The sequence below is a fragment of the Pseudoalteromonas sp. T1lg88 genome (genome assembly GCF_002964765.1).
In the GTDB taxonomy this organism is placed as follows: domain Bacteria; phylum Pseudomonadota; class Gammaproteobacteria; order Enterobacterales; family Alteromonadaceae; genus Pseudoalteromonas.
Window position 1 is genome coordinate 183,669 of record NZ_PQCF01000031.1, and the last position, 16,797, is coordinate 200,465.

Here is a 16,797-nt window from a genome sequence, read left to right on the forward strand (position 1 = left end):
AATCCGCTATCCACTACTAGCAACCGCAACCCTGGCTTGTATGCTGGCAAACGACGCAGACGTTTATGCGGCACACAATATCGATATCAATGACAGCTATGCGCTACATACCACAGGCTCGTCAATCGGCTCACAATGGCAACTTAGCAACCCGCTTTTTTCGAACAACCCTCTACGTATTGCATCTCGCACCCAACTGCCATATGCGGCGAAAAGCATCGATGCCTTGGTTAGCGAGAGCATATCCGGTGGTACACCAACGGCCAATGGCGCAGCCAAAACGGATAAGCTAGACCCTAAATTTAATTTGCAGTGTGCCAGTTCGGTGCTCACCATCAACGCCGGTGATACCGCCAAGTTCAATTGCGAAAGCCGTATCATTGATGGTTTTAATGGTACATTGCGTCTTTCCTTAGCCTCCTCACTACCTGGGGCCAAACTATCGCACCGCGAAATCAACGCCGGCATGCCCTTTACCCTGGAAGTGCCAACCAAAAACAAAACCCAGTGGGGCGATTATGTGTTTACGATCACCGCCCATAAAGACAACCAGTTAAAACAACAGTCGGTGACCTTAAAGATTCTGCCTCCAGGCGTGCAACCCTACAGTTTCAACAATGACGAGCCGATGAGCATAGTCGACAATGGTGCCGTTGCTCAAGAAAGCGAGATCTTTGTGCCGCAACAAATGAGCACCTTTTCGTTGGCTGTGGAATTGGCGGTACGCCATAGCTGGCGCAGCGATCTTGCCATCGAGCTGGTCTCTCCCGGCGGCAGTGTGCATAGCCTGCATAACCGTAATGGCGGCTCAGGTGATGATATAAATCAAATCTATAAAATAGACACCTTTAACGGCGAGAATGCGTATGGTCCCTGGCGGCTGCGTATTATCGACAAGGCTCCGGGCAATGTTGGTGAACTGCGCAACTGGAAGCTGCATTTAGACGGCTTCAGCAGCCTGCCTCCTGGACAGCGCCTACTGCGCTAATCGCACAGGCAGTCGTTGATATCTATGGCATGGATTTGCTCGGACAGTAAAAACTGTTCTGCATAGGCCAGGTAAACGTTTTCGGTTAGGAACACATTAAACAGGGCCCGGTCGATATGCTCATCGGCAACCATAAAAGCTAGAGAAAACGACGGTGCCAAAATTGCCACTGTAGCCAACAGCACTCTGCACAGCGATATCTCTGACGCTAGGTAAGCGGCACCCTCACCTCTGAGGCCTGTGAGCAAGGCCCACAGAATGTGCTGCTGAGCAAATGTTCTCTTTCTAACCTGAATAAATCAATTTACAGTCGGACCTTAAGCAGAGCGCATCCCATGGTCTCTACTTTTTCTTTGTATACAGCCTATACATATGCTCTGCACACTCCCCAAGTAACACTCGAGAAATTAACAGCTATAAAACGCATACAAGCAGAGCGCTACGTGCCCGACGCAAACGACAGATGCACCATTAAAATTCCGTATATTGACATCGGGAATGGATCAGAGCCCGCCATAACGGCCGTTTGATGGTGAATCTCTACCAAGAACGAGAGTTCCCCCCCTCTCTGTGCGACTTTGCTCTACATACTTTGTATACAACATCCTTATAGGGTGGACGCCGCCACTCAGGCTGCCCGTACATAACCCATATACAATTAAGCTTTTTAATCGCATTCCTAAAGAGAACAAACGCACCCAGGCATCAGCGCATAAATATCACAAAAAACTGAATAACCATTGGTTTTATAGCACTTTTTTCCTGCCAACAAATCTATTGCAAATTGCACATCAATACATAAGAAACAAGAAAGCCTTCGAAAAACTGAAATTATTTTGCCATCACCCCGTAATAAAAACCCCTTTTAAATCATGCAAAAGTATGTGTTTACACACCAATTATGAATAAATGTGAATTTTTTGTTTATTATTTATTGATCATATGCAAATAAAGGCATATAAATATATGCATATGGATACAATAAGTGCGATCGTGCGACGACTTACAGGGAGAATGAAAATGAAGTGGGTGCGTACAAATAAAACAACCATAAGTTAAATTTACACACAACAGGAGATCAGATGATGAAAACGCCCAAGAAGTCATCTTCCAAATTAATAAACGCCCTAGTAGGTACAACACTACTAGCTGGTATCAGCCCTGTAGCCCTAGCGGTTGCTAAAGCACCGTTCAAAGCAACACCTGACTACGATCAACAATCAGTTATCGTTAAGTTCAAACAAAAAGTAGATAAAAAAGATCGTAAAGACCTTACTCGTAATCTCGGCGTATCTTTCAAAGATAAAAACAACGACGGTGTTGATGACCGTTTACGTAACATTGCCAACGGTCGTCTAGCGGTGCTAGAGCTTGGTCAAGGCCGTAAAGTTGATGCGGTACTTGCCAGCCTTCAAAACCACCCACTTGTAGAATACGCAGAGCCTAACTACATAGTACACACTACTGCAGTTCCAAATGATACTTCATATGCAAGCCTTTACGGCATGCAGAAGATTCAAGCTGAAACAGCTTGGGACTATGTAATCGGTGATTCTTCTGTTGTTGTTGGTGTTATCGATACAGGTTTCGATTTCAACCACCCAGACTTGGCTAACAACATCTGGACCAACCCGAATGAAATCGCGGGCAACGGTATCGATGATGACGGTAACGGTTATATCGATGACATCCACGGTATCTCAGCCATCCTAGACAATGGTAACCCGTCTGACACAGGTTCTCACGGTACTCACGTATCCGGTACTATCGGCGCCAAAGGTAACAACAACCTGGGTGTTGTCGGTGTTAACTGGCAAACCAGCATGGTAGGTTGTAGCTTCCTTGGCACGGGCGGCGGTACTCTAGCCGACGGCGTACAGTGTATCGACTATATGATCGGTCTTAAAAATGCCGGTAACAACGTTCGCGTTCTAAACAACAGCTGGGGTGGCGGTGGTTTCACGCAAACGCTTAAAGATGCAATCACAGCAGCCAACAACGCCGATATGCTATTCGTAGCGGCAGCGGGTAACGACTCTGCTGACATCGACAACGGCGGTTTCTACCCTGCGGGTTACGATGTACCAAACGTAGTAGCAGTAGCTTCAACCGATAGCGCCGACAACCTGTCTGGTTTCTCAAACTATGGTGATCAGCTGGTTCACTTGGCTGCACCTGGTTCATTCATCCTGTCAACTACGCCTAACAACAGCTACGACACCTTCAGCGGTACGTCAATGGCCACACCTCACGTAGTTGGCGCTGCAGCCCTGCTCCTTGCGGGCAACCCGAACCTGACTACATCACAGCTAAAAAGTGTATTAATGAATACAGGTGATACGCTTGCGGCTTTGGCAGGTAAAACCATCTCTGGTAAGCGTTTGAACGTTGCCAATGCACTAATCGATTCGGGCGGCGCGGGTCCTTCTTTCTTCATGGAAGCAACGCCAAGTAAATCAACCATCAACCAAGGCGACAGCCAGGCTTACTCAATCGACCTAGTTGCAGCAGGCGGTTTCAACGGCACAGCAACTATGAGCCTGACCAGCATTCCTGCGCTTAACGCTGACGTGGTCTTCGCACAAAACCCGGTTGCGGGCGACACCACGAACACCATGACTATCAATACGACAGCGCAAACTGCGCCTGGTACGTACAATTTGACTGTCAATGCCACTGATGGCAGCGTGTCTAAGAACATCAACCTAGAGCTGAAAGTATGGCCTCAAGGTACAGTTTCTACTATGCTGACCAACAACGAAATCGTGCCTATCAGCGATGACGATCCTTCAAACCCAGCAACCAGCAGCATCAATGTTCCTTACGACATGACGCTAACTCAGGTTGAAGTGTTTGTTGACATCACACACACTTGGGCATCAGACATGGTAGTGTCTGTCATTTCACCAGCCGGCGAAGAAGTTATTCTGCACGACCGTGCGGGTGGTAACGGCACAGGCCTTGTTGGTAACTTTATTCCTACCGAATACGAGTTGGACAACGCACTGGGTGAGTGGCAACTGAAAGTCGTTGATGAAGTTGCAGGCGACACGGGGGCTATCAACAGCTGGTCACTAAAACTAACTGGCGCACCTACAGCTGGCACAGACTTTGCGCCAAACGTACAGATAGCAACTCCTGCTAACCAGGGCGCATTCTTGAACGGTGAAACTATCAGCTTCAGCGCAAGCTCTAACGACACCGAAGACGGCGACCTGACAGCTGGCATCGTTTGGACGTCAAGCATCGACGGTGTAATCGGTAACGGCACTTCATTCACTAAGTCTGACCTGTCGGTAGGCGACCACGTGATCACAGCGACTTCAACAGACTCTGCCGGCCAAAGCAGCAGTGAAACGGTTGAACTGTCTGTTGCTAACGCTAACACTACGGTAAGCGGTGCAAACAACACAGCAATCGCTATGCCTGAGATGGGTGGTAAAGTCTTTACTGAAATCGACCTGCCTACCGGCGTTGCTATCGATGCAATTGAAGTAAATGTTGATATCTCATTTAACTCGGTTCAATACTTGAACGTATGGCTACAGTCTCCAACTGGCACCACGGTTAAACTGGTAACTTGGCGTCAATTCTGGAACGCAGACCTGGTACACACCTTTACACCGGTTGAGTTTGCAGGCGAGTCAAGCATGGGTACATGGCGTCTGTTTGTTGAAGATACGTCAAGCTACACCATGAACGGCGTACTGAACAACTGGAGCATCTCGGTATCAAACGGCAACGCGGTACTTCCGCCTCCGGCTGAAAACCAAGCCCCAGTGATGACTATCAATGCACCTATGGGTGGCACTAGCTTCAACCTAGGTGACAGCATCACCTTCGACGGTACGGCAACCGACGCTGAAGACGGTGACCTAAGCGCAGGTATCAGCTGGTACGATAACTTCAACGGCCTAATCGGTACTGGTGCTCTATTCAGCATCAACACACTAGGCGCTGGTGACCACATCGTGACTGCTATTGCGACTGACTCACAAGACGCGTTCGACCAAGCACAAGTAAGCTTCACTATCGTAGACGCGCCAGCTAACCTAGCACCTGTAGCTGACTTCACGTTCGCCGCTACTGACCTGGACGTACAGTTCAGCGACCTATCTGGTGACACTGACGGTGCGGTAACAACTCACTCTTGGGACTTCGGTGACGGCGCTAGCTCAACTCTAGCTAACCCTTCACACAGCTACACAGCTGCGGGTACTTACACTGTAACCCTAACTGTAAGCGATGATGACGGTGCCCAGCACTCAATCACTAAAGACGTAACTGTGACTGAGCCTGTACCAGTGCCAACTATCTTTGTACAAGGTACAGCTGAAACCGACGGTAACCGAGTAACAACGGATCTATCTTGGACTGCACAAACTGCAACTGAGTTTGATGTATACCGCGATGGTGCCCTAGTTGCCTCAGCTGTGAGAAAAACAGACTACACAGACCGCTTTAACTCAACCGCTACCAGCTTCACTTACCAAGTATGTGAAACTGGCACTGCCAACTGTTCTTTAGAAGAAACCATCGCGGCTTCTCCTAAGTCAAAAGGCAACGGTAAACGTAAGTAAGCTGTAACCCCTGGAAGGCTCTCTAGAGCCTTCCTTTTTCTTCTTAATTTACGTTTATCTCTAGAGCGTAAATCAACAAGAGAAAATAGGGATTGTATTAATGTTCGAAAACCCGGAGCTTTATTGTGGCTAATCTTTCAACCCTGATCCGCTATCCACTGATAGCAACCGCAACCCTAGCTTGTATGCTGGCAAGCGACGCTGACGTTTATGCGGCACACAATATCGATATCAATGACAGCTATGCGCTACACACCACAGGCTCGTCAATCGGCTCACAATGGCAACTTAGCACTCCTCTTTTTTCAAACAACCCATTGCGTCTCGCCTCTCGCACCCAACTGCCCTATGCGGCAAAAAGCATAGATACCTTGGTTGGTGAGAGCATATCCGGTGGTACACCAACGGCCAATGCCGCTGCCAAAAAGGATAAGCTGGACCCTAAATTTAATTTGCAGTGTGCCAGTTCGGTGCTCACCATCAACGCCGGTGATACCGCCAAGTTCAATTGCGAAAGCCGTATCATCGATGGTTTTAATGGTACATTGCGCCTTTCCTTAGCCTCCTCACTCCCTGGGGCCAAACTATCGCACCACGAAATCAACGCCGGCATGCCCTTTACCCTGGAAGTGCCAACCAAAAACAAAACCCAATGGGGCGATTATGTCTTTACCCTCACCGCCCACCAGGATAGCCAGTTAAAACAGCAGTCGGTGACCTTAAAGATTCTGCCTCCAGGCGTGCAACCCTACAGTTTTAACAACGACGAGCCGATGAGCATAGTCGACAATGGTGCCGTTGCTCAAGAAAGCGAGATCTTTGTGCCGCAACAGATGAGCACCTTTTCATTGGCCGTGGAATTGGCGGTACGCCATACCTGGCGCAGCGACCTGTCCATCCAATTGGTGTCACCAAGCGGCAATGTGCATAGCCTGCATAACCGTAATGGCGGCTCAGGTGATGACATAAATCAAATCTATAAAATAGACACCTTTAACGGCGAAAATGCATACGGCCCCTGGCGCCTGCGTATTATCGACAAGGCCCCAGGTAATGTTGGTGAGCTGCGCAACTGGAAGCTGCATTTAGACGGCTTCAGCAGCCTGCCTCCTGGACAGCGCCTATTGCGCTAATCGCTCAGGTAGTCATTAATATCTATGGCATCAATTTGCTCGGGCAGTAAAAACTGCTCCGCATAGGCGAGATAAACGTTTTCGGTTAGGAACAAATTAAACAGATCCCGGTCGATATGCTCATCGGCCACCATCCTCTTCATGATCTTAAGCGCCTGGGACAAGGTTTTCGCCTGCTTGTAAGGCCTGTCATTGGCCGTTAATGCCTCGAAGATATCGGCAATGGCCATGATCTTTGCCGGTATCGACATTTGCTCGGCGCGCAGTCCTCGCGGGTACCCCTTGCCATCGAGTTTCTCATGATGACCACCAGCATATTCCGGTACCCGAGCCAGCTCCTGGGGTAAAGGCAAGGTTTCTAACATGCGAATGGTGGTGGTGATATGCTCGTTAATAATGTATCTGTCCTCATCGGTTAAGGTACCGCGCGTGATACTCAAATTGGTGAGCTCGCCGAGGTTTTGCTTATTTTCCGGAACCTTCATATTAAAGCCAAAACCCTTGTCGCGAGCGGCGATATCGCGTTGGCGTTTATAAATGTGCTCAGGTTTATCGCTTAACACGGCTTCAAACCCCGGAGTAAAGGGGGCAAAGTCTTCCATATGACGTTGCTCCGCCGGTGACAATCCCACTCGATCGCTTAGCGTGCGATACCAGGTGCGCTCACTGATCTTGTGTAAACGGGCGATATCTTCCTCGGCCATAGCCTCGCCGCCAATATTGCAGCGGGCGATAAACTCGAAATCATCCATGATCTCTCGACGCTGGCCTTGCCACTTTGACGCCAGTTTCTTTTTGTCCTCTGGAGCTGCTTGTAATGCGTGTAAATAGCTTATTTCGGCGTCACGTAACAGCACCTCAAAACGCATACGTAATTCATGAATGCGGTTGTAGATACACTCAAGCTTTGAGCCCTTATCAACTATGTGCTCGGGCGTGGTGATCTTGCCGCAATCATGAAGCCAGGCTGCCACTTCAAATTCGCGCCATTGCTCCTGGGAGCGAAAGCGAAAGTCGGCGAACACCTGGGTTTGACTCTCATGAGCGTGGTGCGCCAGCATCAGAGCCAGCTCCGGCACCCGGGCACAGTGGCCGCCGGTATAGGGAGATTTTTCATCTATGGCCTGGGCTATCAACTGTATAAAAGAGTCGAGCAGTTCTTTTTGCCCGGCCTCGAAGTCACAAATGGACTCGGACATATTGACCAGAGATTGCGACAGCTGGTGGATTTCTTCTATGTGTGAGGAGACATAATGCACTTCGTTATAGTTGCGATGACTGATCTTTTGGTTTTCTTCGATCAATCGTTGGATCGGACTGGCCATGGCTCGGGCCAATTGGGTGATCAGCAGAAGCACCAGGGCTAACACCGCGAGAGTGATGATAATAGCGTTACGCACATAGGTGTTGAGCTGAGCAAAGGCCTGACGCTCGCTCACCAAAAACGCCAGATACTCACGGCTGTTGCTCTTCATCAAGCCAGTGATGGCGCTAACATATATCAGGTGTTGTTCGCCGTTAAGGCTAATGCTGTGCAACTTATTATGGCTGTTAACGTCTTTTGCCAGGGCAAGTATTTTTGGCGATGGTACCTGGGTTAAGGCCTGGGTACCTTGGTGATCTTGGCCGTCAAAGCGCAGCCATTTTTGCTCTAAAGCGGTTAGAATTTGCGGCTCCAGCTCTGCTTGCGCCTTATCTATCAGGGGAATGAGCTCGGCCAAGTCCTGGCGCACAAAATGATGTAAACCAAACTCGGTTCGGCCCTTAAACTCTTCCACTTCGGCACTGCGATGCAGGGTATCGATAAAAAAGTACTTTTCGATATATTGCAGCACCACTTTTAGGTCGAACACTGCATCCACCTCACCGCGCTCCAGGGCACGCATGGCCGTCAGCGTATCCTTGTATTCGATAAACTGCGCCTGCGGCAACTGTTGACGTAGGAAGCGGGTGATGGCGTAGCCTCTTTGCGCGGCAATGCGCTTTGTCGCCAACGACGCTAACTGCGGCCTTGTTGCCAGATCAAGGTTTGCGGTAGCAAACACCACTTCTGGAAGATAATAGGGCTGGGCGTAGGCACCAAACTCTAAGCGTTGTTCGGTTTTCATCAGCCCCAGCAGCATATCCAGTTGCCCCTGTTTTAACTGCTCTATCAGCTCGGGAAAGCTATAGCCATTGATCAATTCAAGCTCCAGACCGAGCATGGCGGCGATCAGCTGCAAGTGCTCCAGGCCATATCCCCTGGGTTGCCCAGACAGGTTGTATTCAAACGGCGGATAATCATCCATCACCCCTACCCTTAGGGTGCCTATGCTTTGCAATAACCTTTGCTCATCGCCTGACAGTGAGAGTGTGGCGCCTGGCGCTATAATTGGCTCTTCTTTGCCCAAACGCTGTGCCCTAAGCACGCCATTGTCGTCGAACATATAGGCTTGAGCGCCCTGCCCGTGCCCCTCGATGGCCATATATTCGGCCAGAGATGACAGCAATATATTGGTACCAAAGACATCGCCGCGCTCGCTTTTAATGCTGTAGCTGCTGCCTGGCTGACGTACAAAATTAAACAGATAAGGCGGCATCTTATAGACCTTATCCCTGGTCGCGAGCTTGAACCAAGGGCGGGTACTGGCGTTGTACTTACTGCCATGAACTTCGCTGTGGCGAATGCTTAGATCACTATTGAGGTAAGAAAGCGTTTGTTCGCGTGTGCCCCCGCGTGTGCCACCGCGTGTGCCCCTTTGTTCGCTGATGCTAAGCAAGACCCAGCGGTCACTGGGCGCCGCGCCCCATAGCTGACGCAAGTTCCGGGCCGACTCTAAGTTCGACAGCTCAAGATAATCGCCGTTGGCAAAACCGATAAATAAAGAAAAGACCTTGGGATTGCCCTCCAACAAGCTACTAAAAGCCAACAATTGCTGCTTACTCAGGTGTACGGCACTGAGCTCCCGGTTACCGAAACTATGCTTTAGGCTACGAGCCAGGCCCAGGGCACTTTGCTCCTGCAGCAGTGCCTGCTCGCTGCTATTAGCGGCAATACCCTGAAACTTTTCCTGGGCGCTGCTCTTGGCCAGGTTGTTACTGAATACAAACTGCAGACCAATGGCCACCAAGGCGGTGAAGGCGCAGGCCACGACAAAGGAGGTGATCAGGGTGACACGTATGGTGAAACGGGTTCGTTTGGGAGCAACATCCATAAGTTTGAGCAGTCACACGATAAAAAATTAGCTAGTTCAAGCTTAATACAAATTTGGATTTTTTCTTTAAGATCAGAGCGTCCCAAGGGGATTTGGGCTGAAATCAGGGAAAAAGGATTAGTGCGAGTGGTTTATTTGGCTTGTGCTGTATTTACCTATGATCTCCTCAAGTGCGCCGCTGGATTGCAACTGGCCTAGCAGCCTGTTGGTGTACATCATGTTTATTTTACCGTTATCGTTACGGGGAAAACGAAACTGATAGGGCGCGATATGAACCGCAAAGCTCGACTTTATCAGGCCCTTTGTCAGCTCGGGATGCTTGACGGCCAAATAATCGAATACCAACGCCGACATCACCACCGCCTCAACTCCACTGTGCTCGGCGTTTTGCAGTGCTTTAATCATATTCAAATCACTGTAAAAGTTTTTTCGCCTTAACTTGGCTTTAGCGAACAAGGGCTCCAGGCTCGGATAGGTATATTCATAGCGTCCCGCTACCAGCAGGGCCTGCTCCCGAGCTTGGGAAAATGCCACGAGCTCATCCAGGCTCTTAAACGCCTGCTCTGAATTGGCGCGCATCACCAGAATATCCTTAACCTCGGCAATAGGCTCACTCCAGTAATAGTTATCACCGTCTTTACACCAGGTTTGCGAGTCAAAAAGGAAATCCAATTGTCCTTCGGCGAGGAGTTTTAAGGAATGGCGGGCATAGGGAGTAGCAACATAGGCGTGATCGCTGGTTCGGTTCATGGCCTTAAGCATATCGGGAATAATGCCCTGCATGGGCTCACCGGTAATGCTAAAAGGCGGAAAATGTTCCGGAAAAGCGCCCTTGAGTTCATGGGCAAAACTGGTGTGAGTGGCCAGTACCACCAGCGACAAAAGCAGCGCTCTTAACACCTTAGTCATCCTTTCCTTCTTGCCTTCGAGAAAGCGCATCAATTTACCAGTCATAGACAGAGTATATCCCTATGTATCAGACTGTTACCTAGATTTATGCTAGGCGACAATGGGCCGATTGTCCACCGCCATCGGGCATTATAAGGCACTAAAAAAGCGGCGCATAGGCCGCTTTTCAGGATTCATTGTTTATCCGCAGATGATCCGCAACATGCGACGCAGCGGCTCGGCGGCGCCCCACAAGAGTTGGTCGCCTACGGTAAAGGCGCTGATGTACTTTGGCCCCATGCTCAATTTGCGAATACGGCCTACCGGAATACGCAGGGTCCCCGCCACATTTACCGGCGTAAGCTCCTTGCTCGATGTCTCGCGGTCGTTAGCAATTACCTCAACCCAGTCGTTATGGGCACCAAGGATCTCTTCAATCTCGCTGACGCTGATATCTTCGCGTAACTTGATGGTTAGCGCCTGAGCATGGCAACGCATCATGCCGACACGCACACATAAACCATCGACGGGAATAGGCTGTTTGCTGGAGCCTAGAATTTTATTGGCTTCAACCTCGGCTTTCCATTCTTCCTTGCTTTGCCCCGACGGCATGGGTACATCAATCCAGGGGATCAAGCTGCCAGCCAGCGGCACACCGAACTGGTCGCAGGCCAAGGAGCCGTCTTGCATTTTAGTCGCCACTTTTTTATCTATATCGAGAATAGCGGCACTTGGGTCTTGCACCTGGTCGGCCACCACATCATGGAGTTGCCCCATTTGCACGAGCAGCTCTTTCATGTTGCGGGCACCGGCACCGGAGGCCGCCTGATAGGTCATGGGGCTGACCCATTCGATCAAATCGCGTTCAAACAATCCGCCCAGGGCTAATAGCATTAAGGAAACGGTACAATTACCGCCGACAAAGGTTTTAACGCCCTGCTCCAGGCCTTGCTCGATCACATCCTTATTTACCGGGTCGAGCACAATAATGCTTTCATCGCTCATACGCAGTGCCGAGGCGGCATCGATCCAATAGCCCTGCCAACCCTTATCACGCAGGCTTTGGTAAACTTCATGGGTGTAGTCGCCACCCTGACAGGTCAATATGATGTCCATTTGCGCCAGCGCTTCAAGATCATAGGCACTTTGCAATGGCTTAGGGGTACCGGCAATGTCCGGTCCCAACTGGCCGGTTTGCGAGGTGGTAAAAAAGGTCACGTCAATATGTGCAAAGTCCTGCTCTTGTTGCATGCGCTCAAGCAGTACGGAGCCAACCATACCGCGCCAGCCGACTAGGCCTACTTTTTTCATTACTTTTTCCTTTTGAAAAATAAGTTCAACATATTGCGTGAGTCCCCTAAGTGTATACCTAGGTATGGGCTGACAATAACACTGCTTGGCGCTTTACTCTAGTGGCAGGACTACAACTTAAATTTATTTCATATATTGGGCGGTTTTTTACGCCTGTGACAAGGCTTCGAGCATAAAAAAACCCAGCAACTGCCGGGTTTTTAATTTAGGTGCTAAGGGTTAGAATTCGTAAGCGAAGTCTAAGCTAAACTCCATCGGTTTTTCACTTTCGCGGATCAGCACATCGTTTTGTTCCACTTCAAAGTCTTGTCCAAGCATGTTCTTGGCTTTAAACGTCACCGTGGTGTTAAACGTTGGGTAGTAGCTGTATACCAAATCGAGTGAGTGCATTGGCTGCTCATAAGCATCATCAAAGTTATTCACGCCTGCGGCGAGAATACGGTCACCGAATACGTTGTAAATCAGTGATGCTTGATGCATGCCGTTGTGCGAGTCATAGTTCAACTGCAAGTTAGCAACATACTCAGAGTGACCTGTCATGCGGCGCTTAAGATTAGTCAAGTCGCCACGTTGTGATTCCAAGATTTCTACTTCTGAATCACTCACCGTCAGGTTACCCGAGGTAAAGAAGGCACCGCCGAGCAGATCACTGTGCAATTCGGTTAACCACTCCGCCTCAATACCATAAACATAGGCGTTATCTGCATTATCAAATTGCAGCGTGAAACGGCCATCGCTTTCGGTCAATAAAGCCTCAATTGGCTTATCTATATCCTTATAGAAGGCACCCACGAGTAGTTATCGCCATTGTCCATGTAGAATTCAACACGGGCATCGAAGTTGTCCAAGTGGCTCGACTTCAAGAACGGATTACCTAATGTACGATAATCGGTTAATGGGTCCTGGAACTGTACTGGACTCAGTTCACGCAAGTCTGGACGAACTACAGTACGACCATAACCAAAGCGCAGTTGGTAACCCTCTTGACTGTAAGTCATAGACAGTGACGAGAAGTACTCGTCTTCCATCACGGTTGCCTGCTCAATGGCTTCAGCACTTAGCTTGTCTTCAAGTAGGGCTGGGTCAAACGCCGAGCGTGAGAACGCCAACGCCACTTGACGGAAGTCTTCATAGCGTACACCGCCACTTAAACGCCAGTCTTCGGCAAACGTTAGATCGAATGAGCCATAGTAAGCATCAATCATCTGCGCCGCGAGGTAATCGTCTGCGGTTGGTTCTTGGAACAGTAACTCGACTTCGGTGTTATCAACTACGCTGTCATCCTTGAAAAAGCTACCGATTGACAGTGCTTCTTCTTCCGATTGCGCCAACTCTAACGACTGCGTTTGGCCAAAACGGTAGTTAAAGAAGTCGGTACGATAATCACGGGTTTTCTCAATGAAGTAACCGCCACCAGCCAACTCTAGGTTGCCGCCCTCAAAGTAGAACGCCCTATTGACATTCACACCCCAGTTCTCAACCTTGTCTTCTAAATCGACAAAGCGATACAGGTAAGGGTTACCACCCAGGCTGCCGTTATAGAAGGTACGCTTGTACTGACCGTTTTCGTACTCATCACGAACCGTCACTTCCAGCTCACCCGGGATTTCCGTGGTTGCTTCTGAGTCGGTGTATTGCCAATCGATGCCAATGCCCGATAAAAAGCCCCAATCCAGGTTATGCATACCGCGCAGCTGAAGAATGTCGAGTTCACGCTCTTCGAACGAGGTTAGATGGCTACGTTGTAACTGACCATCGGCAATGCTCAGAGACTTAGATGGCTCTTGGTACAGTGATACCGACGCTTCATCTTCACTATCGCGTAGCTTCATGTAGGTCGCGGTCAGATCGTGACCATCAAGCTTATAACCAAGGTTAACCGAGGTGTTCAACTTAACATTGTGTTTAGTTGATACTTTTTTATCCGACGCAGAGTAACAGGTAAAGTCTTCTTGAGAGCATTCAAATTCCGATGCATCCACAGAAGACAGTACCGCACTGAATTGCTCTGAGTTAGACCATTCGTTTTCGTAGGCAACCGAGGTTAAAAACCCGAATGAACCGCCCAAACCAAACAGGTCATCGAAGCGGTCACCATAGACGGCCTTCACATCGAAGTCCGGATCCAGGCTTTCTTCTTCCAGGCCAAAGTCACGAGGCAAGGCTTTAGTTAATTGCTTATTGATTGCAATGGCGGCGTCCTGGCCAATATCGGAACCCAGACGTTGTGACTCGATTTCGCGAATGTTACGAATAGAGATGTCCGACAAACCGTTCACATAGGTATTAAGTGCATCTTTAACCAAGGTTGGCATCGCACGTGTACCGTCATCGGTACCTAACCAATCATCATCGCCACCATTGTAGGTGTAGCCTTCATCGTTGGTGTCCTTATAGGCAGCACCGATTTCGAATTTAAACACAGTATCGCTAGGGATACTCTTGGTGCGAATGTTTACATCACCACCACCAAAGGCTGCCGGCATATTCGGTGAATAGGCTTTTTGCACCGCCAGTGATTCGATAATGCTCGATGGAAAGATATCCAAAGGGATGACGTTACGGGTCAAGTCAGGACTTGGTACCGTCGCACCATTTAAACGCACACTTGAATAACGCTCACCCAGACCACGTACATAAATAAACTTATCGTTTACCAGGGACAGGCCGGTTACACGGCGTAACGCCGAAGCCGCATCGCTGTCGCCGGTACGGGAGATTTGCTCTGAGCCCATGATATCGGCAACGAATGCCTGATTTTTACGCTCCTCAATTACCGCACTGGCGCTCCCTTTCAAGCGTGTCCCAGTGGCCACAACTTCCTCGATGGCATCTTCATTAATCACATCTTCTGCATCTGCTGCGTAAGAGGAAAAAGAAGAGAAAAGCGAGAGCATGGATAAAGTAATTAAGTTCGCTTTAAACTGCTTATATTGTTTCATAATTTCATCCTCTAAACCGGAAATTCCTTGAACAAAGGCGCCGAAGCGCCTTTTTTACATCAGAACTGGTCTAGATTAGTTATCAGCACGAGCAAGTGATGCAGCTACGAACTGAGCCCACTCGCTAGTTTCGCCTTCTTGAAGCGCACCAACATAACCAGCGTTAGTGAAGAAAGAATTTACAGCGCTCATGTCTTTTGCAGTTACGGCTACTACGTTGCCATCGGCATCAGTCATTGACGTTTTAGTAGATACGCCATCGGCACCAACTACGTTCGCGAAATCAGCAAAACCGATAAGCTGGTTGTTTTCGCCAGACGTGAACCATGTCTGAGCATCAAAGCCAGCTAGGTCACCTGTTAGCGCAGTGTTCACAGTTTCAAAGTTCTTGCCACAGGCAAATACCGAGCTCATGAAAGCAATATCGCCATTGTTTGCATTGGCGTGTACGCCCGCTGCACCTGATAGGTCTTTTTCGTTATACAGGTCAAAACAGCCGGCGCCATCTACAGAAGAAGAATTAACGAACAGCATGTTAGCCAGTTGCGCTTTGCCCCATTCTTTCATTTCCATGCCGGCGCCAGTACGACGACCTTCAGCACCTTGGTCACCAGTAGTAACCACGGTAGCGTTAGAAATGATTGGGTTAGAAACGGTTGTTACCAGGTTTTGACCGTCTGTTGATAGCGGGTCAACTTTAGCACCATCTGTCTCAAAGCCGTGGTTACCGTATTGGTTAGAACGTACCAGGATAAACTGACCGTTACCTTTCCAGCCTTCATCCCAGTCGATACCGTCATCGCCTGTTTCTGTAACAACGATGTGTTTAAGGTCAACGCTACCACCGAATAGTTCGATACCATCGTCAAAACCATTGTGTACGTGTACGTAGTCGATTGTTGTACCAGAACCTACCGCGTTAAGTGTTAGGCCGTTTAGCTCGTCACCTTCAACACCGAAACCTGCGTATTTGATAACGATGTGCTTAAGTACACCGCTGTTGTCCGCTGGATCGTTACCGCCATAGTATGAAACGATACCTTCAGCTGAGTGGTTACACATGTCTTGTGCTGCTGCATCTGCAGAACAACGGATAGAATGGCCACGACCATTAATCTGTACACCACCCCAGTCACCAATCTGAGCTGTAGTGGTGTCATCACCGTCTACTTCTTTGATGCTGGTGAAAATGATTGGCTTGTCTATTTCACCAATTGCTTCGATGTTGGCGCCACGAGCGATACGAATAAAGCTTTCAGGCTTAGTGAAGGCAATGGTTGCACCCGCTTCAATTGTTAGCGTTGGGCCGTCACCATCGATAACAGCACCCGTTGATGTGTCAACGTCATCACCGATAAATAGTGCACCTTCAAAAATATGAGCGCCGTTATTGTCTAGAGCAGGAATAACAAATGAGCTTGTGATTTCTTTAGCGTTGCTGGCAAATGCCTGGCTGTATACACAGTTTGTACCTTCTGCTTCACCGGTGAATTCAGCACCGTCCAGGATATAGCTGGCACAGTTTAGCGTTTCACCAGTACCGCCATTACCAGAATTATCTACTGAATTGTCTACACTGTTATCAATGTTAGTAGGGGTAATATTCACATCGCCACCACAAGCTGCAAGTGTTACAGCAGAAGCCACAAGGCTGACTTTGAAAAAGTCTGAAAGTTTCATCATAAACTCCGTAGTTCAAAAATTTTATATTGTTAGCGCAGTTATTTAGCTGATGGTTAAGATACGGAAGGTTTATGACAC

10 protein-coding genes are annotated in these 16,797 nt (G+C 48.9%); 3 read left to right on the forward strand and 7 right to left on the reverse strand.

What is annotated here, in order from left to right; translation table 11 throughout:
- Positions 1–988: proprotein convertase P-domain-containing protein (locus tag C2M34_RS10005; RefSeq protein WP_199878785.1), on the forward strand; the 988-nt coding region annotated here is incomplete at its 5' end.
- On the opposite strand, the gene C2M34_RS15725 is transcribed toward C2M34_RS10005, so the two are convergent.
- Positions 985–1,167 carry a hypothetical protein gene (locus tag C2M34_RS15725; protein ID WP_158677999.1) on the reverse strand — a complete coding sequence of 61 codons (183 nt, stop codon included), beginning with the start codon at positions 1,165–1,167 and terminating at the stop codon, positions 985–987. The genes C2M34_RS10005 and C2M34_RS15725 overlap by 4 nt on opposite strands.
- A gap of 903 nt (positions 1,168–2,070) precedes the next feature.
- Here C2M34_RS15725 and C2M34_RS10010 point away from each other — a divergent pair.
- A complete protein-coding gene (locus C2M34_RS10010; RefSeq protein WP_105201360.1) occupies positions 2,071–5,568 on the forward strand; it encodes a S8 family serine peptidase in 3,498 nt (1,165 codons plus the stop codon).
- Between the two features lie 125 nt (positions 5,569–5,693).
- On the forward strand, positions 5,694–6,701 hold the full coding sequence (locus C2M34_RS10015; RefSeq protein ID WP_158681421.1) for a proprotein convertase P-domain-containing protein: 1,008 nt from the start codon (positions 5,694–5,696) through the stop codon (positions 6,699–6,701).
- Here the strand turns inward: C2M34_RS10015 and C2M34_RS10020 are convergent.
- The 6 genes from C2M34_RS10020 to C2M34_RS10040 form a co-directional block, all read right to left on the reverse strand.
- Positions 6,698–9,895 carry an HD domain-containing phosphohydrolase gene (locus C2M34_RS10020; RefSeq protein ID WP_105258686.1) on the reverse strand — a complete coding sequence of 1,066 codons (3,198 nt, stop codon included), beginning with the start codon at positions 9,893–9,895 and terminating at the stop codon, positions 6,698–6,700. The two genes, C2M34_RS10015 and C2M34_RS10020, sit on opposite strands and share 4 nt — an antisense overlap.
- 117 nt (positions 9,896–10,012) lie before the next feature.
- Positions 10,013–10,804, reverse strand: coding sequence for a substrate-binding periplasmic protein (locus C2M34_RS10025; RefSeq protein WP_158681422.1), 792 nt, complete (start codon positions 10,802–10,804; stop codon positions 10,013–10,015).
- 180 nt (positions 10,805–10,984) lie between these two features.
- Entirely contained in the window at positions 10,985–12,094 is a 1,110-nt protein-coding gene (gene asd, locus C2M34_RS10030; protein WP_105258688.1) for an aspartate-semialdehyde dehydrogenase, read from the reverse strand.
- A gap of 219 nt (positions 12,095–12,313) precedes the next feature.
- Entirely contained in the window at positions 12,314–12,886 is a 573-nt protein-coding gene (locus tag C2M34_RS16085) for a TonB-dependent receptor domain-containing protein (protein ID WP_442792785.1), read from the reverse strand.
- Positions 12,862–15,036 carry a TonB-dependent receptor domain-containing protein gene (locus C2M34_RS10035; protein WP_442792786.1) on the reverse strand — a complete coding sequence of 725 codons (2,175 nt, stop codon included), beginning with the start codon at positions 15,034–15,036 and terminating at the stop codon, positions 12,862–12,864. The genes C2M34_RS16085 and C2M34_RS10035 overlap by 25 nt, the downstream gene beginning before the upstream one ends.
- A 75-nt stretch (positions 15,037–15,111) precedes the next feature.
- Complete coding sequence (locus C2M34_RS10040) at positions 15,112–16,719, reverse strand: hypothetical protein (protein ID WP_234398793.1); 1,608 nt, start codon at positions 16,717–16,719, stop codon at positions 15,112–15,114.
- Positions 16,720–16,797 lie beyond the last annotated feature (78 nt).

Bases quoted from the DNA above. Each gene is read 5' to 3' on its own strand.
- C2M34_RS10010 (WP_105201360.1), top strand. From the start codon at position 2,071: ATGATGAAAACGCCCAAGAAGTCATCTTCCAAATTAATAAACGCCCTA.
- C2M34_RS10020 (WP_105258686.1), bottom strand. From the start codon at position 9,895: ATGGATGTTGCTCCCAAACGAACCCGTTTCACCATACGTGTCACCCTG.
- C2M34_RS10025 (WP_158681422.1), bottom strand. From the start codon at position 10,804: ATGACTAAGGTGTTAAGAGCGCTGCTTTTGTCGCTGGTGGTACTGGCC.
- asd (WP_105258688.1), bottom strand. From the start codon at position 12,094: ATGAAAAAAGTAGGCCTAGTCGGCTGGCGCGGTATGGTTGGCTCCGTA.
- C2M34_RS10035 (WP_442792786.1), bottom strand. From the start codon at position 15,036: ATGAAACAATATAAGCAGTTTAAAGCGAACTTAATTACTTTATCCATG.
- C2M34_RS10040 (WP_234398793.1), bottom strand. From the start codon at position 16,719: ATGATGAAACTTTCAGACTTTTTCAAAGTCAGCCTTGTGGCTTCTGCT.